A 23,740-nucleotide genomic window follows, 5' to 3' on the forward strand; every position below is an offset into this window, starting at 1 on the left:
GAGCGAGCTGAGATGAGCGACATCCTCGACCGTCCGGCGGAAGCCGCCGTGCCCGACCTCCTGCCGCTGCTGCGCCGCGTGGCGGGGCGCGTCGCGCCGCTCTGGCCGCTGCAGGACTTCGTGGCGGTGAACCCCTTCTTCGGCCTGGCCGAGCAGCCCTTCGGCGCGGCGCTGGCGCGGCTCTCCGCCATCGGCGGGGTGGAGACGCTTCCTCCCCGCGCCATCATCGCCGAGGCGCTGGCCGAGGGCCGGGTGACGCAGGCGGATCTCGCCGCCGCGGCGGCCGAGACGGGCGCGACGGAGACGCCCGAGGCGCTGGCCGCCCGCGCGCGCTCGCCCCTCCCGCCGCGCGCCCCGGCGCTCGCCGCGCGCAGCGTGGCCGATGTGCTCGACGCCACCCAGGGCGGGCGCTGGCGCGCGCTCGCCATCGAGGAGATCGCGAAGTGGTGCGCCGCCTGGTGCGACGAGGGCCAGGCCGCCTGGCCCATGCCCTGGCGGGGCGAGGCGCTCTACGGCGCCTGGCGCGCCGCCATGCGGCACGACCGCACGCCCGAGGCGATGGGCGTGCGCGGCTTCCGCGCAACCATCGCCGCGCTGCCCCAGGCGCCGGCCCCGGCCATCGCCGCCTGCCTCGCGCGCATCGGCCTCGCGCCCGCCCGGGCGGAGGAGTATCTGCACCGCTGCCTGCTCGACCTCGCGGGCTGGGCCGGCTTCCTGCGGCAGCGCGGCTGGAAGGGCGAGCTGGCGGGCGAGGCGAATGACCTGCCGCTGGAGCTGCTCGCCATCCGCTGCGCCTGGGACGTGGCGCTGCTCGCCGCCCATGGCGAGACGCCGGGCTTCCGCGCCGCCTGGGCCGAGCGCCTGGCGGCCGCACCGCTCGCCGCCGCGCCCGAGGCCGACGAGCTCGCGCTGCAGGCGGCGCTGGAGAAGGGCTTCCAGCGCACGCTCGCGCGCCGCTTCGCCGCCGCCGCCCCGGCGGCCGAGGCCGCGCCCGCCGTGCAGGCCGCCTTCTGCATCGACGTGCGCTCGGAGCTCTATCGCCGCGCGCTGGAGGGCGTCTCGCCGCGCGTCGCCACGCTGGGCTTCGCGGGCTTCTTCGGCTTCGCGCTCGAATATGTGCGGCTGGGCGATGCGCGAGGGGCCGAGCAATGCCCCGTGCTGCTCCGCCCGGGCCTGACCATCTGCGAGGCCCTGCCGGGGCGCGACGAGGCCGCGATCGCCGAGCGGCGCGGCCTCGCCCGGCGCGTGGCCGATCTCTGGGCGAGCTTCCGCGCCTCCGCCGTCTCCTCCTTCGCCTATGTCGAGACGGCGGGCTTCCTCGCCGCGGGCGGGCTGCTCAAGGGGCTGCTGCGGCGCAAGGGGCGCGATGCGGATGGGCTCGACCCCGCCCTGCTGGACGCGCTCGCGCCCAGCCTGGAGCCGCGCCCCTGGCACGGCCGGCCCAACGGCTTCGCCCCCGCGCAGCGGCTGGAGGCGGCCGAGGCGGTGCTGCGCGCCATGTCGCTCACCCATGGCTTCGCGCCGCTCGTGCTGCTCTGCGGCCATGGCAGCAGCACGGTGAACAACCCGCACGCCGCCGGGCTCGATTGCGGCGCCTGCGGCGGCCACACGGGCGAGAGCAACGCGCGCGTCGCCGCCATGGTGCTGAACGACCCCGAGGTGCGCGCGGGCCTCGCCGCGCGCGGGATCGTCATCCCCGAGGCGACGCGCTTCGTCGCCGGCCTGCACGACACCACCACCGACGAGGTGACGCTGTTCGACGCGCCGGAGAACCACCCGGGCCTTGCGGAGCTGCGCGGCTGGCTCGCGGCCGCCTCGGCCCGGACGCGGGCGATGCGCGCCCCGCGCCTCGGCCTCGCCGCCGCGGCCGATCCCGCGCCCGACATCCGCCGCCGCAGCGCCGACTGGTCGGAAGTGCGGCCGGAATGGGCGCTGGCGAACAACGCGGCCTTCATCGTCGCGCCGCGCGCGCGCACCCAGGGCCTCGACCTCGAGGGCCGGGCCTTCCTGCACAGCTATGTCTGGCAGGAGGACAAGGGCTTCGGCGTGCTGGAGCTGATCATGACCGCGCCCATGGTCGTGGCGAACTGGATCAACCTGCAATACTATGGCTCGGTGGTGGACAACGCCGCCATGGGCAGCGGCAACAAGACGCTGCACAACGTGGTGGGGCGGCTCGGCGTGCTGGAGGGCCAGGGCGGCGACCTGCGGCCCGGCCTGCCCATGCAGTCGCTGCACGACGGGCGGCGCTGGATGCACGAGCCGCTGCGCCTGCACGTGCTGATCGAGGCGCCGGAGGCGGCGATGGAGGCCATCCTCGCCCGGCACGCGCCGGTGCGGAACCTGGTGGAGAATGGCTGGCTGCACCTGTTCCAGATCGCGGAGCAGGGGCGGGTGCTGCGCCGCTACCAGGGCCCCGGGCGCTGGGAGGCCCTTGAAACGGCGGATTGATCCGCCCTAGCGTCACGCCCGGCGTCGCCCCGCGCGAGACGGGGCCCGCCGGGCCGGAGGGCTTGCGAGCGCGCCATGTCGGCGCGCGGGCTCTCCGGCGGGGAGGCAAGGCATGATCCCTCGGGCGATCTTCGCCGCCGCGACCGTGGCGGCCCTGATGGCGGGGCCCGTCCTCGCGCAGAACTACAACCGCAACCCCTCCTTCGGCACGCTGAACCTCAGCGCGAACTTCATGCCGGACCCGCAGGTGGTGAACGTCACCGCCGGAGGGAACATCCCGGCCGAGCGGCTGGGCGGGGCGAACTGCGTGGGCACCATCGCGGACGCGCCCGACGTGCGGCTGAACTACCGCGCGGGGCAGGGGCTGCCGCTCTACATCTCCGTGCGGTCCAACGCCGACACCACGCTTGTGATCAACCTCCCCAACGGGCGCTGGATCTGCAACGACGACTTCGACGGGCTCAATCCCGGCATCGTGTTCACCAACCCTATGTCCGGCCAGTACGACATCTGGATCGGCCATTACGACCGCGGCCGCCGCGTGCCCGCGCAGCTCCTGATCAGCGAAATCCCGCCGCGGCGCTGATCAGGCCTGGGGCGGCCGCCAGCGCGCGACCCAGCCCTCGTCCCAGCCCATCACCAGATCGTCGGCGCAGCCGCGCAACACCAGGTGATCGTGCAGGAAGGCGAGCAGGTTCGCCCGGGTCACGCGCAGCGGCGGCTCCTGCCCGCGCAGCGCGTGCACCACTGGGAAGCGCGCCAGCCAGTCTTCCAGCGTCGCACGCGGGTTGGCGTTGCGGTTGCACTGCAGCACCCAGGCGTTGAACTCGGCGAAGACCAGCGGGCGGTGCCGCGCGAGGCTGGCCGCGCCGCCCGCCAGCACCTCGCTCTCGAAGCCCTCCACGTCGATCTTCACGAAGTCGAGCCGGGCGAGGCCGTGCTCCGCCACCAGCGCGTCGAGCGTGGTCACCGGCACGCGCAGCGTGGGGAGGCTCGCGGCGTCCAGCGTCGCGGGGTCCATCAGATGCGCGCCGGCGGAATGTTCGGCGTCGTGGAACAGCGCCTCGCCCGGCACGTCGGAAAGGGCCAGGGCGGCGCAGGCGACGCGCGCGCCGAGGCCGTTCAGCGCCACCGTCTCGGCCAGCGCGGCGGCGGTGCGCGGGCCGGGCTCCACGGCGATGATGCGCCCGCGCGGCACGAGCGGCGCGAGCGCGAGCACCGAGAGCCCGATATTCGCGCCCACGTCGAGGATCACGCCCTCCTCCGGCACCGCGGCGGCGGCAACGGCGGCCAGCGCCGCCATGCCCTCGGCGTGATGCTCGGCGTGCTCGAAGAAGCTGTCGCCCGCCGCGCCGGCCACCCGCCATTCGCGGCCGGCCAGGACCATGCGCTTCGCCTCGATGCCTTCCGCCATGCGGCGCGCCCTTTCATTCCCGAGATGCTCAGCCCTGCGCCGGTTGCGCCGCGGCCGGCAGGGCGGCGGCGCGCGGGGCGGGTGCGGCGGCCTGCGCCTGGGCGGCGTCCGCCAGCACCAGCACGCGCTCGGCCGAGGCGCGCCACTGGGCGAGGCGCGGCATGTGCTTCACCGGCCAGGAGAGCGCCTCGGCCACCGTCTGGAAGGCCTGCGCCGCCTGCATCACCCAGCCCAGCGTGACCGCGCCCGCGAGATAGGCGGGCGTGGCGACCAGGAAGGGCAGGCCGAAGCCCACGCGCGTCACGGCGCAGACGAAGAACTCGAGCTTGGCGAAGGCGCGGGACTGCCGCTCGAAGGCCTGGGCGAGCTGCCCGAACAGCCCGTGCAGGCGCGGCGCGTCCACACCGCCATGGGCGGCCGTGTCGCGCGCGCGGACCAGCGCGGCGCGGTATTCCGCCTCCTTCGCCTGGCGCTCGTCCGTGGTGCGGATCAGCGTGCGGCCCGCCGCCACGGCCACGAACATGCCGAGCAGCGCGTAGAGGATGGCGAACCAGAGCAGATAGCCCGGGAGGCCGAACTCCACCCCGCCCAGCGTGATCGGCGGATGGTTGGAGAGCACCCAGAGCACGCCCACGAAGCTGGCCAGCGTGATGAGGGCGTGCAGCAGCGAGGCGGAGAGCTCCACCCATTCCTCGGTGGAGACGCGCACATCCTCGGCGATGCGCCCGTCCACATTGGGCGGCGTGAGGGCGGGCCCCGCGGCCACCCACAGCCCGGTGAGCCGCGCGCCCAGCCAGTTGCGCCAGCCGAGCGCGAGCCGCCGCCGGCAGAGGAGCTGCCCCGCCGAGGCCACGCAGAACCCCGCCACGATGAGCAGCAGGACGAGGCATTCCCACAGCACGGCCTCGCCGTCGCGCCGCTCCAGCGCGTCGAACAGGTCGCGGTTCCAGGTGTTGAAGCGCAGCATCAGCGCCACCTCGGCCCCGGCGAGCAGGGCGAGAAGCGCGGCGATGGAGAGCGCCTCGCCGCGCGTGCCGCGCTCGCTCCAGAAGCCGCCGGCCAGCCGCCAGAAGCGCCGCGCCGTGATGCGCCAGGAGGCGGCGGCGGAGGGCATGGGCGAGGGATCAGCCAAGCGGGTCGTGTTCCCCTGGAGCATGGTCGGCCCGGAGCGCGCGCCGCGCCGGCCCCGGCGCAGTTAGGGAGGGCGGCGGCGAAATGAAAGCCCCTTCATGCGCGGGCGGGGCGGGGAATCAGATCAGCCGGGCCTCGAAGGGCGGCATCAGGTCGGGCGCCTCGAACTCCAGCACCCAGAGGTCGGGGTCGCGCTTCACCTGGCGCTCGACATAGGCGTTCGCGGCCTCCTCGCTCACCGGGGCGGGGCCGGTGCCGCGCAGCCAGGCCGGGCGGCCCTCGGCGTCCCGCGCCTGGGCGAGCACCACCTGTCCCTCGCGCGCGCGCAGCACGCAGAGAATGCCGCCGGAATCCGGATCGCCCTTGCGCAGCACGGCGGCCGGGCGGCCCGCCATGTCCGAAAGCCGCAGGGCCATGGAGACCCAGATATGCGCCTTCACCTTCGCGTCCATGCGCCCCCTCTCGCGCGGCGGCGGGGCGAGGGCAAGCCCGGCTTGCGGGGCGGCGGCGGCCCCGGCACATAGCGCGGCGAGACGAGCCACCCGAGGACCGCCCATGGACGCGAGCAAGCTCACCCCCGGCCAGCGCGCCTATGAGGAGAAGCGCGCCGCCAAGGCGGGCATGAGCCTCGAGGCCTGGCTGAAGGACAAGGAGCGCCGCGCCCGCGCCGAGGCCGAGGAGGCGCGCAAGGCCGAACAGGCCGCGGCCGCGCCGGCGAAGAAGCCGGGCTTCTTCCAGCGCCTGCTGGAGCGGGCGCAGAAGCCGCTCTGACAGGGGCGGCATCGCACGCCGCCCCCTCACCTCCGCCGCAGCCCCCGCCCCGGGCCGACCGCGCCCTGGCCGAACCGCGCGCGCAGCGCCTCCACCGCCCGCCATTTGGCCGCGCGGCGCGGCGCCTCGGGGTCGGCGAGGTCGCCCCGGTCCGCCTCGGCGCCGGGCAGCAGCGGCTGCGCGCCGAGGCCGAGCAGGCGGAAGGCGGTTCCCTCCGCCTCGCGCGCCAGCAGGGGGCGCGCGGCCTCGAACAGCGTCTCCGGCAGGCGGGAGGGGGTGGGAAGCCGCACCTGCCGCGTGCGCGTCTCGAAGCGCGCGGTCTTGAGCTTCAGCACCACGCCCCCCGCCGCCAGCCCCTTGGCGCCGAGCCGCGCCGCAAGCTTCTCCGCCATCCGCCAGAGCACCGCCTCCAGCTCGGCCAGGCTGCGGAGATCCTCCTCGAAGGTGGTCTCGGCGCTCACGCTCCGGGCCTCGCGCCCCGGGGTGACGGGGCGCGGATCCTCGCCGCGCGCGCGGGCGGCCAGGGCGGGCCCCTCCTCGCCCAGCCGCGCCAGCGCCGCGCGCTCGTCGAGCGCGGCGAGCTGGCCGAGGCGCGTGATGCCCGCCGCCGCCAGCCGCCTCGCCGCGGCGGGGCCGATGCCGGGCAGCACGCCCACCGGCTGGGGCGCGAGGAAAGCCGCCGCCTCCGCGGGGCCGATCACCGCGAAGCCGCGCGGCTTGTCCCGCTCGGCCGCGAGCTTGGCCATCAGCCGGTTGGCGGCGAGGCCGATGGAGACGGTCACCCCCACCTCCCGCTCCACCGCGGCCGCGAAGCGCGCCAGCACCACCGCGGGCGGGGCGCGGTGCAGCGCCTCGGTCCCGGAGAGGTCGAGCACCGCCTCGTCGATGGAGAGCGGCTGCACGAGCGGCGTCAGCGCCTCCATCATGGCGCGGATGCGCGCGGCCTCGGCCGCGTATTTCGCCATGTCGGGCTTGATGACGACGGCGTCGGGGCAGGCGGCGAGCGCCTTGAACATGGGCATGGCGCTCTTCACCCCCCGGGTGCGCGCCACATAGCAGGCGGCGGAGACCACGCCCCGCGCCCCGCCGCCCACGATCACGGGCCGGGCGCGCAGCTCCGGCCGGTCGCGCTTCTCCACGCTCGCGTAGAAGGCGTCGCAGTCCACATGCGCGATGGCGAGGGAGAAGAGTGCGGGGTGGCGCAGCAGGCGTCGCCCGCCGCAGCGGCGGCAGGCGGGGCCCTCGCCCGGGTCGGTCGCGAAACAGTCGCGGCAGAGCGCCTCCATGGTGCCGGCAGGGTGGGCGCCGCCCGCCCCGCCGGCAAGACGATCAGCCGATGGGCCCGCCGCCCTTCTTGGTGACGGCGATGACCGAGGGGCGCGGCGGCATGCCCGCGGCGAAGTCCGGCCAGCGGGTCGAGGGGGCCTCGAAATGGCTGTCCCCGCCCTCGCCCGGGTGCTGGATGGCGAGGAAGAGCGCGCTGTCGTCGGGCAGGATCCAGGGGCCGCAGACCTCGGCGCCGATCGGCGCCTGGTAGAAGAGCCGCGTGAGCGCCCGGCCGGGGCCCATGGTGTCCGCCACCCAGACGCCGTCCGCGATGCCGGCCGCCGTGTTCGCGCCGTCGGTGGCGATCCAGATGCGGCCCTTGCTGTCGAAGGCGCAGTTGTCGGGGCAGGAGAGCCAGCCGTCCTGGCTGGTGGCGCGGTGATACTCGGCCCCCGCATCCTGGCCCGGCTTGCCCGCGCGCAGGAAGAGGCCCCAGCGCATGGTCTCGGCCGCGTGGTCGGGGCGGCCGGGCGCGCCGGGCGGGATGAGCTCGATCACATGGCCGTGCGCGTTGGCCGGGCGCGGGTTGGCGGCATTCACCTGCGCGGCGGTGCGGCGGTCGTTGTTGGTCAGCATCACATAGACGCGGCCGGTGGCGGGGTTGGCCTCCACATCCTCCGGCCGGTCCATCGGCGTGGCCTCGAGGAGATCGGCGGCGCGGCGGGCGTGGATGAGCACATCCGCCTGGCTGGCGAAGCCGTTGGCCTCGGTCAGCGGGCCCTGGCCGTGCACGAGCGGCAGCCAGCGCATCGTCCCGTCCGCCTCGAAGCGGGCGACGCTGAGCACGCCCTCGTCCAGCAGGTCGCGATTCGCGGCGCGGTCGTTCGGGTTCCAGGGGCGGGCGGTGACGAAGCGATAGACGTAGTCGAAGCGCTCGTCATCGCCCATGTAGATCACCACGCGGCCGTCGGGCGCGAGAGCATGGGCCGCGCCCTCGTGCTTGAAGCGGCCGAGCGCGGTGCGCTTCACCGGCACGGAGTCGGGGTCGTAGGGGTCGATCTCCACCACCCAGCCGAAGCGGTTGGGCTCGTTCGGTTCCTGCGCCATGTCGAAGCGCGCCACATGCCGGAACCAGGCGTAGCCGCCCTCGGGGCGGATGCCGTAGCGGCGCAGCGCCTCGGCCTGGGCGGCGTCGGGGTTCTGGCCGCCGAAGTAGAAGTTGAAGTTCTCCTCGCAGGTGAGGATCGTCCCCCAGGGCGTCGTGCCGCCCGCGCAGTTGTTCAGCGTGCCGCGCACCGCCCGCCCCGTCGGGTCCGCCTGGGTGCGCAGGAGCGGATGGCCGGCGGCGGGGCCGGAGATGCGCATCGGCGTGTCCGCCGTGATCCGGCGGTTGAGGCGGGGCGTCGCCACCGGGCGCCAGCGCCCATCGACGCGCTCGATCTCGACGAGGCTGCCGCCATGGGCGGCCATCTCCACCGCCACCTGCGCCGCGGTCACGCGCGCCCGCGCCTCGCGCGGATTGCCGCCGAGGCCGGGGAACATCAGGTTCGTGTTGGTGTATTCGTGATTCGCCCAGAGCAGGGCGCGATCGCCGATCGGCGCGCCGGGCGTCATGGGCAGCACGGCGATGAAGTCGTTGTTGTAGCCGAACTGCATGGCCTGCGCCTCGGCCGAGAGCTGCGCGGGCTCGAAGGGGGGCGCGTCGGGCACCACCGGATCGCCCCAGCGGATCACCACATGCGCCTCGTGATCCTCGGCCACGGCGTGGTCCATGGCGAGCTGCTGGCGGAGTTCGGGGAAGCTGGTGGTGGAGGGGCCGCCCCGCATGGGGGTGGGGCCGCGGCCCTGCCCGGCCCCCTGGGCGGCCGCCTCGACCGCCGCGACGGTTCCGAGGGCGGCGAGCAGCGCGCCGCGCCGCGAGAATCTCCGCGCGATGATCTCCTCGATGCTCTCCCGCACGCGCGGGTTGCTGCCGATGTCCTCGATCTCGTCCATGGGGTGGCCCTCCGCGCGCGGAGTCCTGGCGCGCGCCACCGGCCGGGGCAAATGACGTTTCCGCGTCGCGCGCGTGGCGGGCGGCCGCCACGTCACCCCTGCGGCGAGACGGGCGGCATGCGATGCCGCCCGCGTCAGGGCCAGAGCCGCGCCGCCCCGAGCACCCCCGAGCTGTCGCCATGGGCGGCGCGCAGCACCCGCGTGCGCACCGCGTCGGAAAAGACATGGCGCGGGATGAGGCGCGGCAGGGCCTCGTAGAGATGCGCCATGTTGGAGAGCCCGCCGCCCAGCACGATGGCCTCGGGGTCGAGGATGTTGATCACATGCGCGAGCGCCCGGGCCAGCCGGTCCGCGTGGCGCGCGAGGGCGGCGCGCGCCGCCTCGTCCCTCCGCGCGGGCAGGCCGGCCGCGTCGCGCGCGCCCGGCCCGTCGGCGTCGGCGGCGAGGGCGGGGCCGGAGAGGAAGGTCTCGATGCAGCCGCGCTGCCCGCACCAGCAGGCGGGCCCGGGGAACTCCGCCTCCGTCATCCAGGGCAGGGGATTGTGGCCCCATTCCCCGGCGATGCGGTTGCGCCCTTCGAGCAGCCTGCCGTGCACGATCACGCCCGCACCCACCCCCGTGCCGAGGATGACGGCGAAGACGTGCGAGAGCCCCGCCGCCGCGCCGTCCGCCGCCTCGGAGAGGGCGAGGCAGTTGGCGTCGTTGGAGAGCCGCACCTCCCGCCCCAGCGCGGCGGCGAGGTCGGCGTCCAGCCGCCCGCCGTTCAGCCAGGTGGAATTGGCCCCGCGCACCCGCCCCGTCTCGGGCGAGAGGCTGCCCGGAATCCCCACCCCCACGGTGCCGCGCGCGCCGAGATCGCGCTCCGCCCCCTCCACCAGCGCGGCAACGGTGGCGATGACGCCCGCATAGTCCGGCGGGGTGGGGGCGCGGCGGCGCAGCGCCACCCGGCCCGCCGCGTCCAGCGCCGCCACCTCGATCTTGGTGCCGCCCACATCCACGCCGATCCGCATGCGCCGAGGCTGGCGCGACGCGGCCCTTGCCGTCCAGCCCCGCCCGGTGTTGATCTGACGGGATGGAGGATGCGTCCACCCTGCTCGACCTGCGCGGCCTGTCCTGCCCGCTGCCGGTGCTCAAGGCGAACAAGGCGCTGCGCGCCCTGCCGCCCGGCGCGACGCTGGCGGTGCTCGCCACCGATCCCGCGGCGGTGAAGGATTTCGCCGCCTATGCCGAGGAGACGGGGCACGCCCTGCTCTCCAGCACCGCCGAGGAGGGCGGGGTGTTCCGCTTCCTGCTGCGGCGCCGGGCCGCGCCGTGAGCGTCCTGCTGCTCACCCACCCCGATTGCCTGGCCCATGACATGGGCGAGGGCCACCCGGAATGTCCCGACCGGCTGCGCGCCGTGCTGCGCGCGCTCGAGGCGGAGGAGTTCGCCGACCTGCTGCGCGACCGGCCGGAGGAGGCGGCGCGCGAGCACCTGATCCGCGTCCATCCGCCCGACTATGTGGAGGCGATTCTCGGCATCCGCCCCGCCCCGGGCGAGATGGTCGCGCTGGACGCCGACACGGTGATGAACCACGCCAGCGCGCGCGCGGCGCTGCTGGCCGCCGGGGCGGCGGTGCGCGCGGTGGACGAGGTGTGCGGCGGCCAGGCGCGGCGGGCCTTCTGCGCCACCCGCCCGCCCGGCCACCATGCCGAGCGCCGCCGGCCCATGGGCTTCTGCCTGTTCTCCAACGCCGTGGTGGCGGCGCGCCACGCCCAGGCGGCGCATGGTCTGGCGCGGGTGGCGATCTGCGACTTCGACGTGCACCACGGCAATGGCAGCCAGGACTGCGCGCAGGACGACCCCTCGATCCTGTTCTGCTCCTCGCACCAGATGCCGCTCTACCCCGGCACCGGCGCGGCCGAGGAGCGCGGGGCGGGCAACATCTTCAACGCGCCCCTGCCGCCCGGCGCCGATGGCGCCGCCTTCCGCGCCGCCTGGCGGGACGCGCTGCTGCCCGCGCTCGACGCCTTCGCGCCGGAACTCCTGGTCATCTCCGCCGGCTTCGACGCCCATGCGCGCGACCCGCTCGCCCAGTTGCGCGTGACGGAGGCGGATTTCGCCTGGCTCACCGACCGGCTCTGCGAGGTGGCGGAGCGCCATGCCCGCGGCCGGGTGGTGAGCCTGCTGGAAGGCGGCTATGACCTGCCGGCCCTTGCCAGCTCGGCGGCCGCCCATGTGCGGAGCCTGATGCGCGCCTGAGCAGTTCGATTCGACTCTGGAATGTTCCGAGGTCTTGTGGTTTCGTGGGAGAAGATTGGGTTCCAGCCGGGGGAACGCTATAGTCCAACAGGGTTGGGAGAGAGCCATGTCCGTGCAGCGTTCCTCCGCCCCCGGCGGCCCGGAGATGCGCGAGATCGCCTCGCTCTCCTTCGAGGAGGCCCTCGGGGAGCTGGAGGGGATCGTGAAGGTGCTGGAAAGCGGCAGCGTCACGCTGGCCCAGGCCATCGAGACCTATGAGCGCGGCACGGCGCTGCGGCGCTATTGCGAGGACAAGCTCTCCGAGGCCGAGGCGAAGGTGCGGGCGGTGGTGGAAGGCGGCAACGGCCTCTCGGTCAGGGCCGTGGAATAGGACAACGGATCGGAATGGACATGGGATCGGCGGGCCTCTCCGCCTCTGCGCTGGCCGATGCGATGGCGGCGGCGGCACGGGAGATCGACCACGCGCTGGACCAGTTGCTGCCCGCGGTGGAGGGCGACGAGGCGCGGCTGTATGAGGCGATGCGCTACTCCACCATCGGCGGGGGCAAGCGGCTGCGCGGCTTCCTGGTGCTGGAGGGGGCGCGGCAGTTCAGCGTCTCGCGCGAGGCGGCGCTGCGCGTGGCCTGCGCCATCGAGATGATCCACGCCTACAGCCTGATCCACGACGATCTGCCGGCGATGGATGACGATGACCTGCGCCGCGGCAAGCCCACCGCCCACAAGGCCTTCGACGAGGCCACCGCCATCCTGGCGGGCGATGCGCTGCAGGCCCAGGCCTTCTACGTGCTGGCCGGCGAGGCGACGCACTCCGACCCCGCGGTGCGGGTGGAGCTGGTGCGGCTGCTGGCGCGCGCCGCCGGCCCGCGCGGCATGTGCGGCGGCCAGATGCTGGACATGATGGCCGAACAGGCGGCGCGCCCGCTGGACGAGCCCGCCATCGGCCGGCTGCAGCTTCTCAAGACGGGCAAGCTGATCGAGTTCTCGGCCGAGGCGGGCGCGGTGCTGGGCAAGGCGCCGCCCGCGCAGCGCCACGCGCTAGCCGCCTACGGGCGCGAGCTCGGCGCCGCCTTCCAGATCGCCGATGACCTGCTGGACGCCACCGCCAGCGCCGAGGAGGTGGGCAAGGCCACCGCCAAGGATGCGGGTGCGGGCAAGGCCACGCTGGTCAGCCTGCTCGGGATCGAGCGCGCGCGGCTGCAGGCCGAACGCCTGGTGGCCCAGGCGCGCACCCACCTCGATGGTTTTTCCGAGCGCGCGGCGCTGCTGCGCGCGCTCGCCGACTACGTGATCGCGCGGAGACACTGACGCATGGCCGACCGCCCCGCCACCCCGCTGCTCGACAGGGTGCGCTCCCCCGCCGACCTCAAGAACCTCTCCCACGACCAGCTCAAGCAGGTGGCGGACGAGCTGCGCGCCGAGACGATCAGCGCCGTCTCGGTCACCGGCGGGCATCTGGGCGCCTCGCTCGGCGTGGTGGAGCTGACGGTGGCCGTGCACGCCATCTTCGACACCCCGCGCGACCGGCTGATCTGGGACGTGGGCCACCAAGCCTACCCGCACAAGATCCTGACGGGCCGGCGCGACCGCATCCGCACCCTGCGCCAGGGCGGCGGCCTCTCCGGCTTCACCAAGCGCAGCGAGAGCGAATACGACCCCTTCGGCGCCGCGCACTCCTCCACCTCCATCTCCGCCGGGCTCGGCATGGCGGTGGCGCGGGACCTGCAGAAGCGCGACAACCACGTGATCGCCATCATCGGCGACGGCTCCATGTCCGCGGGCATGGCCTATGAGGCGATGAACAATGCGGGCGCGCTGAAGTCGAAGCTCATCGTCATCCTCAACGACAACGACATGTCCATCGCGCCGCCCGTGGGCGCGATGAGCGCCTATCTCTCGCGCACCATCTCCTCGCGCCCCTTCCTCTCGGTGCGCGAGTTCATGGGCAAGATGGCCAAGGCCTTCCCCGCGCCGCTGAAGCGCGCCGCCGAGCGCGCGGACGAATACGCCCGCGGCCTGCTGACCGGCGGCACGCTCTTCGAGGAGCTGGGCTTCTACTACGTGGGCCCGGTGGACGGGCACAACCTCGACCACCTGCTGCCGGTGCTGCGCAACCTGCGCGATTCCGGCCATGAGGGGCCCTTCCTGCTGCATGCGGTGACGCAGAAGGGCAAGGGCTACGCCCCCGCCGAGGCGAGCGCCGACAAGTATCACGGCGTGGTGAAGTTCAACGTCGTCACCGGCGAGCAGCAGAAGGCCCCGCCCGGCCCGCCCACCTACACCAAGGTCTTCGCGCAGTCCCTCATCGCCGAGGCCGAGGCGGACGAGCGCATCGTGGCCGTGAACGCCGCCATGCCCTCGGGCACCGGGCTCGACCTCTTCGCCAAGCGCTTCCCGAAGCGCTGCTTCGACGTGGGCATCGCCGAGCAGCACGCCGTCACCTTCGCTGCGGGCATGGCGACGGAGGGGCTCAAGCCCTTCTGCGCCATCTATTCCACCTTCCTCCAGCGCGGCTACGACCAGGTGGTCCACGACGTGGCGCTGCAGAGCCTGCCGGTGCGCTTCGCGATGGACCGCGCGGGGCTGGTGGGGGCCGACGGCGCGACCCATGCGGGCAGCTTCGACATCGCCTATCTCGGCTGCCTGCCCGGCTTCGTGCTGATGGCGGCGGCGGACGAGATCGAGCTCGCGCACATGGTCGCCACCATGGCCGCGATCGACGACGCGCCCTCGGGCGTGCGCTATCCCCGCGGCGAGGGGCTGGGGCTCGAGCCGCTGCCGGCGCGCGGGCGCGTGCTGCCGCTGGGCAAGGGGCGCGTGCTGCGCGAGGGCGCGAACATCGCCATCCTCAGCTACGGCGCGCGGCTGCCCGAATGCCTGAAGGCCGCGGACGAGCTGGCCACCTACGGCCTCTCCTGCACCGTGGCCGATGCGCGCTTCGCCAAGCCGCTCGACACCGCGCTCGTCGAGCAGCTCGCGCGGCATCACGAGGTGCTCATCACCATCGAGGAGGGCAGCGTGAACGGCTTCGGCGGGCTGGTGATGCACCACCTGGCGCTGAAGGGGCTGCTCGACCGCGGGCTCAAGCTGCGCCCGATGACGCTGCCCGACATCTGGATAGACCACGACAGCCCGAAGAAGCAGTACGACATCGCGGGGCTGAACGCGCCGCACATCGTGGCGATGGCGCTCTCGGCGCTCGGCAAGGAGGCGCTGGCGGTGCCCGCCACGGCCTGACGAGGGGCGCGTGAAGCAGCGCGCCGACGTCGCGCTGGTCGAGCGCGGGCTCGCGGAATCGCGCAGCCGCGCGCAGGCGCTCATCATGGCGGGCCTCGTCTGGTCGGGCGGGCGGCGCATCGACAAGCCGGGCGAGACCATCGCCGAAGGCCGCCCGCTGGAGCTGCGCGGGCAGGACCACCCATGGGTCTCGCGCGGCGGCGTGAAGCTGGCGCACGCGCTGGCGCATTTCGGGCTCTCGCCGGAGGGGCGCGTGGCGCTGGACGTGGGCGCCTCCACGGGCGGTTTCACGGATGTGCTGCTGCATCACGGCGCCGCGCGGGTCTATGCGGTGGACGTGGGGCATGGGCAGCTCGCCTGGAAGCTGCGCAACGACCCGCGCGTGGTGGTGATGGAGCGGGTGAACGCCCGCTACCTGGACGCGCGCCTGATCCCCGAGCCCATTTCCGCGCTGGTGTGCGATGCGAGCTTCATCGGCCTGCGCATCGTGCTGCCCGCCGCCATGGCGCTCTGCGCGCCCGGCGCCTGGGCGGTGGCGCTCATCAAGCCGCAGTTCGAGGTGGGCCCGGCCATCGCCAAGGGCGGGGTGGTGCGCGACGCCGCGGTGCATGCGCGCCTCTGCCGCGAGATCGCCGCCTGGTGGGCGGAGCAGCCCGGCTGGCGCGTTCTGGGAGTGGAGCCCTCGCCCATCCTGGGCCCCGAGGGCAACCGCGAATTCCTCATCGCCGCAACCAGGGAGTCGGCACCATGCCTCTGAAGATGGAAGACCTCACCACGGGCGAGGGCGCGATGGCGCTGGCCGGCAAGCGGGTGGAGGTGCACTACACGGGCTGGCTGCACGACCCCAAGGCGCCCGAGACGAAGGGCCGCAAGTTCGACAGTTCGCGCGATCGCGGCGAGCCCTTCGCCTTCCCGCTCGGCGAGGGGCGCGTCATCGCCGGCTGGGACCGTGGCGTGGCGGGCATGCGCGTGGGCGGGCATCGCCGCCTGACCATCCCGCCCGAGATGGGCTATGGCGCGCGCGGGGCGGGCGGGGTGATCCCGCCCAACGCCACGCTGGTCTTCGAGGTGGAGCTGCTGGCCGTCGGTTAAGGGCCCTTGCGGCGGCGGCCCTTGGGCTTCGGGTCATAGCCCCCGCCGCCGGGCCCGAGCGGCTTCGGCGCCCAGTCCTTCCTCGGCGTGGCCTCGCGCAGGCTGCGCCCGGCCGCGTTGGGCGAGAGCGCCTGGCCGGGGAGGCCGAGATCGAGCGCCTCCAGCCGCTTGATCTCGTCGCGCAGCCGCGCGGCCGTCTCGAACTCGAGATCGGCCGCGGCGGCGCGCATCTGGCGCTCGAGCTCGGCGATGGTGGCGCGCAGATCCTTGCCGACGAACTGCGCGGCGGCGTCGCCCTCCACCGCCTCGACCGTCACGTAGTCGCCCTGCGAGACATCCTTCAGCACATCGGCGATCTCGCGCTGGATCGTCTTCGGCGTGATGCCGTGCGCCGCGTTCCAGGCGATCTGCTTCGCGCGCCGGCGCTCCGTCTCCTCCAGCGCGCGGCGCAGGCTGTCGGTCATGCGGTCGGCGTAGAGCACCACGCGGCCCTCGGCGTTGCGCGCCGCGCGGCCGATGGTCTGGATCAGCGAGGTGGTGGAGCGCAGGAAGCCCTCCTTGTCGGCATCCAGGATCGCCACCAGCGCGCATTCGGGGATGTCGAGCCCCTCGCGCAGCAGGTTGATGCCCACCAGCACGTCGAAGACGCCGCGGCGGAGGTCGCGGATGATCTCGATGCGCTCCAGCGTGTCCACGTCGGAGTGCAGGTAGCGCACGCGCACGCCCATCTCGGTGAGGTATTCCGTGAGCTGCTCGGCCATGCGCTTGGTGAGCGTGGTGACGAGGGTGCGCCCGCCCTTCGCCGCCACGGCCTTCACCTCGGCCAGCAGGTCGTCCACCTGGCCCTCGACGGGGCGGATTTCGCAGACGGGGTCCACGAGGCCGGTCGGGCGGATCACCTGCTCGGCGAAGACGCCGCCGGTGCGCTCCATCTCCCAGGGGCCGGGGGTGGCGCTGACGAAGATGGTCTGCGGGCGGAAGGCGTCCCACTCCTCGAACTTCAGCGGCCGGTTGTCGGTGCAGGAGGGCAGGCGGAAGCCGTATTCGGCGAGGATGGACTTGCGGTTGAAGTCGCCGCGGAACATGCCGCCGATCTGCGGCACGGTGACGTGGCTCTCGTCCACGATGAGCAGCGCGCCCTCGGGCAGGTATTCGAACAGGGTGGGCGGCGGCTCGCCCGGGTTCCGGCCGGAGAGGTAGCGGCTGTAGTTCTCGATTCCCTTGCAGCTCCCCGTCGTCTCCATCATCTCGATGTCGAAGGTGGTGCGCTGCTCGAGCCGCTGCGCCTCGAGCAGCTTCCCCTCGCGCTCCAGCTCGGCGAGGCGCTCCTTCAGTTCCGCCTTGATGCGGCCGATGGCCTGGGTGAGCGTGGGCCGCGGCGTCACATAGTGGCTGTTCGCGTAGATCGAGACTCGCTCGAACTGGCCGGTGATCTCGCCCGTCAGCGGATCGAACTCGCGCAAGGACTCCACCTCGTCGCCGAAGAGCGAGATGCGCCAGGCGCGGTCCTCCAGATGCGCGGGCCAGATGTCGATGGTCTCGCCGCGCACGCGGAAGGCGCCGCGCTGGAAGGCGGCGTCGTTGCGGCGATACTGCTGCTCGACGAGGCCCTTGAGCAGCGCCTCGCGCGCGATGCGCCCGCCCAGTTCGAGCTTCACCACCATGTTCGAGTAGGTCTCGACCGAGCCGATGCCGTAGATGCAGGAGACGGAGGCGACGATCACCACATCCCGCCGCTCGAGCAGCGCCTGGGTGGCGCTGTGGCGCATCCGGTCGATCTGCTCGTTGATCTGGCTGTCCTTCTCTATGTAGGTGTCGGTGCGCGGGACATAGGCCTCCGGCTGGTAGTAGTCGTAGTAGGAGACGAAGTACTCCACCGCGTTGTCGGGGAAGAAGCTCTTCATCTCGCCGTAGAGCTGCGCGGCCAGGGTCTTGTTGGGCGCGAGGATGAGGGTGGGGCGCTGCACCGCCTCGATCACCTTCGCCATGGTGAAGGTCTTGCCCGAGCCGGTGACGCCGAGCAGCACCTGGTCGCGCTCGCCGGCCTCGATGCCGCGCACCAGCTCCTCGATGGCGCGCGGCTGATCGCCATTGGGCGCGAAGGGGCTGACGACGCGAAGCCGCCCGCCATGCTGCGGCATGGGCTGGCGGATGGGCTGGAACACCGCGGGGGCGATGAGGTTCATGCCCGCCATATGGGGGTGGTCGGGCCGGTTCGGGAAGCGCCGGGGCGAAGGCCGCGCGGGGCGCTGCCGGCTTCGCCGGGTGGGGAAGGCGGGGTGGCCGCGGTCCGCACGCCGCCGCCCGCCAACCCGGCCCGCATCACGCCGAGGCGCGGAGCGGCGCGCCCCCCTCGCGCGCCAGCAGGGCGGAGAGCATGCGGCGCATCAGCACGCCGGGCCGGTCGCTCGGCATGTTGTATTCGCGCCCGGCCTGCTCGAGCGGCACATCGGGGTCGGTGCTTTCGAGGATGTCGCGGTCCTCCTCCGTCACCAGCCGGTCGAAGGCGATCACATCCTCCGCCTTCGCCTCGGCCTCGGTGTCGTTGCGATAGACGAACTGCACGATCTGGCTCGTGCGGTCGTCGATCGGCGTCGCGGCGGTGACGATGCTGTGCGAGAGCCCGTTGGGGTAGCGGATGCGCAGCTTGCGCAGGAAGGGCATGTACCAGCGGCCGCGCATGGAGCGCACCGTGGTGTCGCTCTCCATCTTCAGCACTTTCTTCTGGATCTCGGGATTGCGGACGGGCACCTCGGTCAGCATCAGGAAGCCGTCGGGGTGTTCCTCGATCTCGAGCTTCGCGGGCTCGGGGTGGCCCTGGTCGCCGAAGCTCGCGCGATGCACGAAGGAGAAGTGCGCGTTGTCGAAGCTGTTCTCCATCACGCGCAGCCCGGCGCAGTTCCACACCTCGTAGAACTCGTCGATGCGGCGGAAGCCCTCGGCCTCCTCCTCGAAATCGGGGATGGGAAAGAGCGGCTCCTCCAGCGCGCCCCAGATGTAGCCGTAGCGCGCGGCGGCGCGATAGGCGCGGCTGCCCATGCGGCCCGCATTCTGCCGCTCGGGCGGAAGCTGGGGGATGCGCAGCACCCGCCCGTCGCGGCCGAACTCCCAGCCATGATAGCCGCAGGCGAGGCGGCCATCCTGGTAGAATCCCTTGGAGAGCTTCGCCGTGCGGTGGCAGCAGCGATCCTCCATCACGGCGGGTTCTCCGTCGCCATCGAGCCAGAGCACGAGATCCTGCCCGAGCAGGCGGAAGGGCCGGGGCCCGTCGGCCAGCGTCGCGAGCGGCATGAGCGGATACCAGAAGCGGCGCAGCAGCGGCGTGGCGGTGGCGAGCATGGGGTGGCCTCCTCTCGCGCAAGGCTAGCGCGGGCGCGGCGGTTCCGGCGCGGAGAATGGCGCGGGACTCGGCGGGGCGCGGCCGGTTCTGCCGCCGCCTTGGGCAGCCCCGCCCGCGCCGCGCGCAACCGGCCGCCTCGCGCCCGGGCGCGGGCCCCCCGCGCGCTGCTAGAAGCGCGGCGTGACAGGAGGCCCCGCCATGCATCGCCGCACCGCCCTTCGCCTTGCCGCGCTCTCGCCCCTCGCCGCCCCCGCCGTCCACGCGCAGAACCTCGTGAACGTGCGCTTCTCCCTCGACTGGGCCTTCCAGGGCCCGCAGGCGGCCTTCCTGGTGGCGCTGGAGCGCGGGCATTTCCGGCGCGAGGGGCTGAACGTGACGATGGAGCGCGGCTTCGGCTCCGGCGACGTGCCGGTGAAGATCCTGGGCGGGGCCTTCGACGTGGGGGTGGCCGACATCAACCCCTCCATCCGCATCCGGCTGGAGAACCCGCAGGCGGACATCTTCTCGCCCTTCCTGATCTACGACGCCACGGCGCTGGCGGCGATGACGCTGCGGCGCGAGAACATCGCCCATCCGCGCGACCTCGCGGGCAAGACCATCGCCGCGCCGGACGCCGATGCGGGCCGCCAGCTCTTCCCCGCCTTCGCCAAGGCCGCCGGCTTCGACGCCGCGAGCGTGCGCTGGATGTCCGTCGCGCCGCCGCTGCGCGAGCCGATGCTGGCGCAGGGCCGCGCCCAGGCGATCACGGGCTTCATCACCTCGGGCATCTTCTCGCTGCGCGGCCTCGGCATTCCCGAGCAGGACATCGTGACCTTCCGCTACAACGAATACGGCGCGGATTTCTTCGCCACCTCGCTGCTGACGACCCGCCGCTGGGCCGAGGCGAACCCGCAGGCCGTGACGGGGCTGATCCGCGGCCTGGTGCGCGCGCAGTACGAATCGCTGAACGACACGCCGGGCGCCATCGAGGTGCTGCGCCGGCGCGAGCCGCTGACCGACGTGCCGCTCGAGACGGCGCGTCTGCGCATGGCGCTGGAGCAGCTCACCTTCACCCCCCATGTCCGCGCCAACGGCTTCGGCCAGGTGGACACGACGCGGCTGCAGCGCGGCATCGACATGGTGCGCGAGGCCTTCAACATCGCCCGCCCCATGGCCTGGAACGAGATCTACGATCCGCGCTACCTCCCTCCGGCATCCGACCTGAGGGCCTGACCTCCGCATGACCCTTCCCACGCGCTTCTGGCGCGACCTGCCCTGGACCGCCTTCGCCGCCCTGCCGGAGGACACGGTGGCCGTGCTGCCCGTGGCCGCCATCGAGCAGCACGGCCCGCATCTGCCCGTCGCGGTGGATGCGGTGCTGAACGAGGGCGTGCTCGCCCGCGTGCTGGACCGCCTGCCCGCCGAGTTCCCCGTGCTGGTGCTGCCCACCCAGGCGGTGGGCTGCTCGGTGGAGCATCTGCGCTTCCCCGGCACGCTCACCTCCACGCCCGAGACGCTGATCGCGCTCTGGACAGAGATCGGCCATTCCGTCGCGCGCGCGGGGGTGAAGCGGCTGGTGCTGCTGAACAGCCATGGCGGGCAGTTGCAGATCATGGACATCGTGGCGCGGCGGCTGCGCATCGAGTGCGGGCTGTTCTGCGTCGGCGCCATGTGGTCGCGCTTCGGCATGCCGCCCGGGCTCGTGCCGCCGCTGGAGGCGCGCTACGGCATCCACGCGGGCTTCGTGGAAACGAGCGCCATGCTCGCCCTGCGGCCCGATCTCGTGGACATGACGAAGGCGCGGGATTTCCCCTCCGCCTGGATGGTGGCGGAGAACGCGGCGCCGCACCTCATCCCCGGCGGCGGCGCGGCCATCGCCTGGCAGGCGCAGGACCTCAACGCCGCCGGCGCGGTGGGCGACGCCGGACGCGCCACGGCCGAGGCGGGCGAGGCCATCCTGGACCACGCGGCCGGCAGGATCGCCGCGATGCTGGAGGAGGTGCGGCGCTTCGACATCGCCGCCTGGCTCGGCGCCACGCCCCATGCGTGACATCGCCGCGCTGAAGGCGGCGCTCGGCGATGTGCCGCACGACGACGACCGCGCCCTGCTGCGCCTCAAGAGCCGCGACTTCTACTGGTACAGCCCCATCCTGAAGCAGCGCCTCGACGGCAAGGCGGCCGAGCTCTGGGCCCAGCCGCGCAGCGAGGAGGAGGTGCTGCGCGTGCTGGCCGCGGCGCGCGCGCAGGGCGTGCCGGTGACGGTGCGCGGCGGCGCCACGGGCAACTACGGGCAATGCGTGCCGCTCGAGGGCGGCGTGCTGCTCGACATGACGGCGATGACGGCGCCGATCGCGCTGGAAGACGGCGTTCTGGAGGCGGAGGCCGGCGCGCGGCTGATCGACCTCGACCTCTGGGCGCGCGAGCGCGGCTTCGAGCTGCGGCTCTGGCCCAGCACCAAGCGCAGCGCCACCATCGGCGGCTTCGTGGCCGGGGGCGGCGCGGGGGTGGGCGGCATCGCGCACGGCACGATGCGCGAGCGCGGCAACCTCAATGGCGTGCGCGTCGCCACCATGCAGGATCCGCCGGCCATCCTCGATCTCTCGGGCGATGCGGCGAATCCGGTGAACCGCACCTATGGCACCACGGGCGTCATCACGCGGGTGCGGATTCCGCTCGCGCCCGCGCAGCCCTGGCGGGATGTGGGCCTCGCCTTTCCCGATTTCGGCGCGGCGCTGCGCTTCGCCCATGCGCTGGCGCTGGCCGATGGCGTCGCGAAGAAGATGTGCGCGGCCTTCCAGCCGGTCTTCGCGCCCTTCTTCCGCGGCCTCGCCGAGCGCGTGCCGCAGGGCCGGGCCCTCGTTCTCGCCATGGTCACGTCCGCGGGCATGATCGCGCTGCGGGACATGGCGCGCGAGCACGGCGGCGCGCTGGTGGCCGAGCAGGACACGCTGGCCGCCGAGCGCGATCCGGACGCCACGCCCTTCTACGAATACTGCTGGAACCACACCACGCTGCAGGTGCTGAAGAAGGATCGCGGCGTGACCTACCTGCAATGCCGCTTCCCCTTCGAGGGCACCGTCGAGGCGGTGGAGGCCGCCACCGCCCTCTTCCCCGACGAGGTGTGGATGCACGCCGAATGCGTGCGCTTCGGCGGGCGGCTGACCATGACGGCGCTGCCCGTGATCCGCTGGCGCGGGGCCGAGCGCCTGGCCGAGATCATGGCCGGCTTCGAGGCGCTCGGCATCGGCATCGCCAACCCGCATGTCTTCACCATCGAGGAGGGTTCCGGCTATCGCCGCGTGCCGGGCGACCAGCTCGGCTTCAAGCGGAGGACGGACCCGCTCGGCCTGCTCAACCCCGGCAAGATGCGGGACTTCACGCCCGCCGAGGACGACGCCGCATGAGCCACGACATCGCCGGCCTGATGGCCGCGCTGCCCGACATCGCCTGGATCACCGACCCGGCGCTGGTGCGGCAGAAATCGCGCGACTTCTTCTGGTACAGCCCGGTGCTCAAGCGGCAGTTGAACGGCGCGAAGGGCGATGCGGTGGCGCTGCCGCGCAGCGAGGAGGAGGTGATCGCGATCCTCGCCGCCTGCCATGCCCGGCGCATCCCCGTCACGCCGCGCGGGGCGGGCACGGGCAACTACGGCCAGGCCATGCCGCTGGAGGGCGGCGTGGTGCTCGACCTCTCCGAGATGAACCGGGTGCTCTGGGCGAGGCCCGGGCTCGTGCGCGCGCAGGCGGGGGCGAAGCTGCTGGAGATGGACCGCCACACCCGCGCGGCGGTGGGCGGGGAGCTGCGCTTCCATCCCTCGACGCGGCGCACCGCCACCATCGGCGGCTTCATCGCCGGCGGCAGCTCGGGCATCGGCTCCTGCACCTGGGGCATCCTGCGCGAGCCGGGCAATGTGCTCGGCCTGCGCGTGGTGACGATGGAGGCCGCGCCGCGCGTGCTGGAGCTGCGCGGGACGGAGGTCGAGAAGGCCAACCACGCCTATGGCACCAACGGCGTGATCACCGAGGTGGAGCTGCCGCTCGCCCCCGCCGAGGACTGGGTGGACCTGATCTACGGCTTCCCGAGCTTCATGGACGCCGCGCGCTTCGGCGACGCGCTGACGCGCATGGACGGGGTGGTGAAGAAGCTCGTCTGCGTGCTCGACGCGCCCATCCCGCAGCGGCACTTCAAGGCCTATGAGGGGCTGATTCCCGAGGGCGAGGCGGTGGTGCTCGCCATGCTCGCCCCGCCCTACATCGAGACGGTGGCGCCCGTTCTGGCCCGCCACAAGGGCGTGGAACGATGGCGCATCCGCACCGAGGACGCCGCGGTGCCCGCCTACGAGCATTCCTGGAACCACACCACGCTGCAGGTGCTCAAGACCGACCGCAGCGTGACCTATCTGCAGACGCTCTTCGCCGCACCCGGGCATCTCGCGCTGGTCGAGAAGATGCACGCGATGTTCGGCGATGAGGTGCCCATGCACCTCGAATACGTGCGCTTCGGCGGGGAGGTGTGCTGCTTCGGCCTGCAGCTCGTCCGCTTCAGCACGGAGGAGCGTCTGGCCGAGATCATCCGCCTCCATGAGGAGGCGGGCGCGCCCATCTTCAACCCGCACGCCTACACGCTGGAGGAGGGCGGGATGAAGCATGTGGACGCCACGCAGCTCGCCTTCAAGCGCGAGGCGGACCCGCTCGGCCTGCTCAACCCGGGCAAGATGATCGCCTGGGACGATCCGGACTGGACGCCCGCGCGCCCGCGCAAGGTCTATCTGTTCGGCGAGGCGCCGGAGGCGGAGGAGGTGCTGGAGTGATCCGGGCGGCGGCGAC

The 23,740-nt window shown here is 73.3% G+C and carries 22 protein-coding genes; 14 read left to right on the forward strand and 8 right to left on the reverse strand.

Annotated elements, in window-relative coordinates:
• The first annotated feature begins 12 nt into the window (after positions 1-12).
• A complete protein-coding gene (locus H596_RS0100725; protein ID WP_027283261.1) occupies positions 13-2,451 on the forward strand; it encodes a YbcC family protein in 2,439 nt (812 codons plus the stop codon).
• Positions 2,452-2,563: 112 nt separating this feature from the next.
• On the forward strand, positions 2,564-3,037 hold the full coding sequence (locus tag H596_RS0100730; protein ID WP_027283262.1) for a hypothetical protein: 474 nt from the start codon (positions 2,564-2,566) through the stop codon (positions 3,035-3,037).
• Here H596_RS0100730 and H596_RS22650 read toward each other — a convergent pair whose 3' ends face one another.
• The 3 genes from H596_RS22650 to H596_RS0100745 form a co-directional block, all read right to left on the reverse strand.
• A complete protein-coding gene (locus tag H596_RS22650) occupies positions 3,038-3,865 on the reverse strand; it encodes an FkbM family methyltransferase (RefSeq protein ID WP_051212205.1) in 828 nt (275 codons plus the stop codon).
• A gap of 28 nt (positions 3,866-3,893) precedes the next feature.
• Positions 3,894-4,979, reverse strand: a complete 1,086-nt coding sequence (locus H596_RS19435; RefSeq protein WP_051212206.1) for an SbmA/BacA-like family transporter — start codon at positions 4,977-4,979, stop codon at positions 3,894-3,896.
• Between the two features lie 136 nt (positions 4,980-5,115).
• The gene (locus H596_RS0100745; protein ID WP_027283263.1) at positions 5,116-5,448 is read right to left on the reverse strand and encodes a DUF1491 family protein; all 333 of its coding nucleotides are present in this window, start codon (positions 5,446-5,448) and stop codon (positions 5,116-5,118) included.
• A 103-nt stretch (positions 5,449-5,551) separates the two neighbouring features.
• Here H596_RS0100745 and H596_RS0100750 point away from each other — a divergent pair, with 103 nt between their 5' ends.
• Complete coding sequence (locus H596_RS0100750) at positions 5,552-5,767, forward strand: hypothetical protein (protein WP_027283264.1); 216 nt, start codon at positions 5,552-5,554, stop codon at positions 5,765-5,767.
• A gap of 26 nt (positions 5,768-5,793) precedes the next feature.
• On the opposite strand, the gene H596_RS0100755 is transcribed toward H596_RS0100750, so the two are convergent.
• From H596_RS0100755 to H596_RS0100765, 3 genes are all read right to left on the reverse strand, one after another.
• Positions 5,794-7,053, reverse strand: a complete 1,260-nt coding sequence (locus tag H596_RS0100755; RefSeq protein ID WP_027283265.1) for a DNA polymerase IV — start codon at positions 7,051-7,053, stop codon at positions 5,794-5,796.
• Positions 7,054-7,096: 43 nt separating this feature from the next.
• Positions 7,097-9,028 carry a PhoX family protein gene (locus H596_RS19440; RefSeq protein ID WP_037299461.1) on the reverse strand — a complete coding sequence of 644 codons (1,932 nt, stop codon included), beginning with the start codon at positions 9,026-9,028 and terminating at the stop codon, positions 7,097-7,099.
• Positions 9,029-9,162: 134 nt separating this feature from the next.
• On the reverse strand, positions 9,163-10,038 hold the full coding sequence (locus H596_RS0100765; protein ID WP_027283266.1) for an ROK family protein: 876 nt from the start codon (positions 10,036-10,038) through the stop codon (positions 9,163-9,165).
• A 62-nt stretch (positions 10,039-10,100) separates the two neighbouring features.
• Between H596_RS0100765 and H596_RS0100770 the strand changes: the two genes are divergently transcribed.
• The 7 genes from H596_RS0100770 (at position 10,101) to H596_RS0100800 (ending at position 15,595) form a co-directional block, all read left to right on the forward strand.
• Positions 10,101-10,343, forward strand: coding sequence for a sulfurtransferase TusA family protein (locus tag H596_RS0100770; protein WP_027283267.1), 243 nt, complete (start codon positions 10,101-10,103; stop codon positions 10,341-10,343).
• Positions 10,340-11,269 carry a histone deacetylase family protein gene (locus tag H596_RS0100775; RefSeq protein ID WP_027283268.1) on the forward strand — a complete coding sequence of 310 codons (930 nt, stop codon included), beginning with the start codon at positions 10,340-10,342 and terminating at the stop codon, positions 11,267-11,269. The genes H596_RS0100770 and H596_RS0100775 overlap by 4 nt, the downstream gene beginning before the upstream one ends.
• Positions 11,270-11,375: 106 nt before the next feature.
• On the forward strand, positions 11,376-11,639 hold the full coding sequence (locus H596_RS0100780; protein ID WP_084602471.1) for an exodeoxyribonuclease VII small subunit: 264 nt from the start codon (positions 11,376-11,378) through the stop codon (positions 11,637-11,639).
• A 14-nt stretch (positions 11,640-11,653) separates the two neighbouring features.
• Entirely contained in the window at positions 11,654-12,574 is a 921-nt protein-coding gene (locus H596_RS0100785; protein WP_456307579.1) for a polyprenyl synthetase family protein, read from the forward strand.
• Between the two features lie 3 nt (positions 12,575-12,577).
• Complete coding sequence (dxs, locus tag H596_RS0100790) at positions 12,578-14,503, forward strand: 1-deoxy-D-xylulose-5-phosphate synthase (RefSeq protein WP_027283271.1); 1,926 nt, start codon at positions 12,578-12,580, stop codon at positions 14,501-14,503.
• A gap of 10 nt (positions 14,504-14,513) precedes the next feature.
• Positions 14,514-15,260: a TlyA family RNA methyltransferase gene (locus tag H596_RS0100795; RefSeq protein WP_027283272.1), complete on the forward strand. Its 747-nt coding sequence runs from the start codon at positions 14,514-14,516 to the stop codon at positions 15,258-15,260.
• A 2-nt stretch (positions 15,261-15,262) separates the two neighbouring features.
• Positions 15,263-15,595 (forward strand): FKBP-type peptidyl-prolyl cis-trans isomerase, encoded by a 333-nt coding sequence (locus H596_RS0100800; protein WP_245583921.1) that lies wholly within the window; start codon positions 15,263-15,265, stop codon positions 15,593-15,595.
• On the opposite strand, the gene uvrB is transcribed toward H596_RS0100800, so the two are convergent.
• Both uvrB and H596_RS0100810 read right to left on the reverse strand, forming a co-directional pair.
• Positions 15,592-17,781 carry an excinuclease ABC subunit UvrB gene (gene uvrB, locus H596_RS0100805; protein WP_084602472.1) on the reverse strand — a complete coding sequence of 730 codons (2,190 nt, stop codon included), beginning with the start codon at positions 17,779-17,781 and terminating at the stop codon, positions 15,592-15,594. The two genes, H596_RS0100800 and uvrB, sit on opposite strands and share 4 nt — an antisense overlap.
• Positions 17,782-17,917: 136 nt before the next feature.
• Entirely contained in the window at positions 17,918-18,934 is a 1,017-nt protein-coding gene (locus H596_RS0100810; RefSeq protein WP_027283275.1) for an aromatic ring-hydroxylating dioxygenase subunit alpha, read from the reverse strand.
• A gap of 199 nt (positions 18,935-19,133) precedes the next feature.
• Here H596_RS0100810 and H596_RS0100815 point away from each other — a divergent pair, with 199 nt between their 5' ends.
• Genes H596_RS0100815 through H596_RS19445 form a run of 4 tightly spaced genes read left to right on the forward strand, consistent with a single transcriptional unit; the run spans position 19,134 to position 23,724 of the window.
• Positions 19,134-20,147, forward strand: a complete 1,014-nt coding sequence (locus H596_RS0100815) for an ABC transporter substrate-binding protein (RefSeq protein ID WP_037299464.1) — start codon at positions 19,134-19,136, stop codon at positions 20,145-20,147.
• A 7-nt stretch (positions 20,148-20,154) separates the two neighbouring features.
• Entirely contained in the window at positions 20,155-20,964 is an 810-nt protein-coding gene (locus tag H596_RS0100820; protein WP_027283277.1) for a creatininase family protein, read from the forward strand.
• Positions 20,957-22,318 carry an FAD-binding oxidoreductase gene (locus H596_RS0100825; RefSeq protein ID WP_027283278.1) on the forward strand — a complete coding sequence of 454 codons (1,362 nt, stop codon included), beginning with the start codon at positions 20,957-20,959 and terminating at the stop codon, positions 22,316-22,318. The genes H596_RS0100820 and H596_RS0100825 overlap by 8 nt, the downstream gene beginning before the upstream one ends.
• Positions 22,315-23,724: an FAD-binding oxidoreductase gene (locus H596_RS19445; RefSeq protein WP_084602473.1), complete on the forward strand. Its 1,410-nt coding sequence runs from the start codon at positions 22,315-22,317 to the stop codon at positions 23,722-23,724. Before H596_RS0100825 ends, H596_RS19445 begins: the two co-directional genes overlap by 4 nt.
• Positions 23,725-23,740: the final 16 nt, after the last annotated feature.

Source organism: Rubritepida flocculans DSM 14296 (assembly GCF_000425365.1).
GTDB classification, from domain to species: Bacteria; Pseudomonadota; Alphaproteobacteria; order Acetobacterales; family Acetobacteraceae; genus Roseococcus; species Roseococcus flocculans.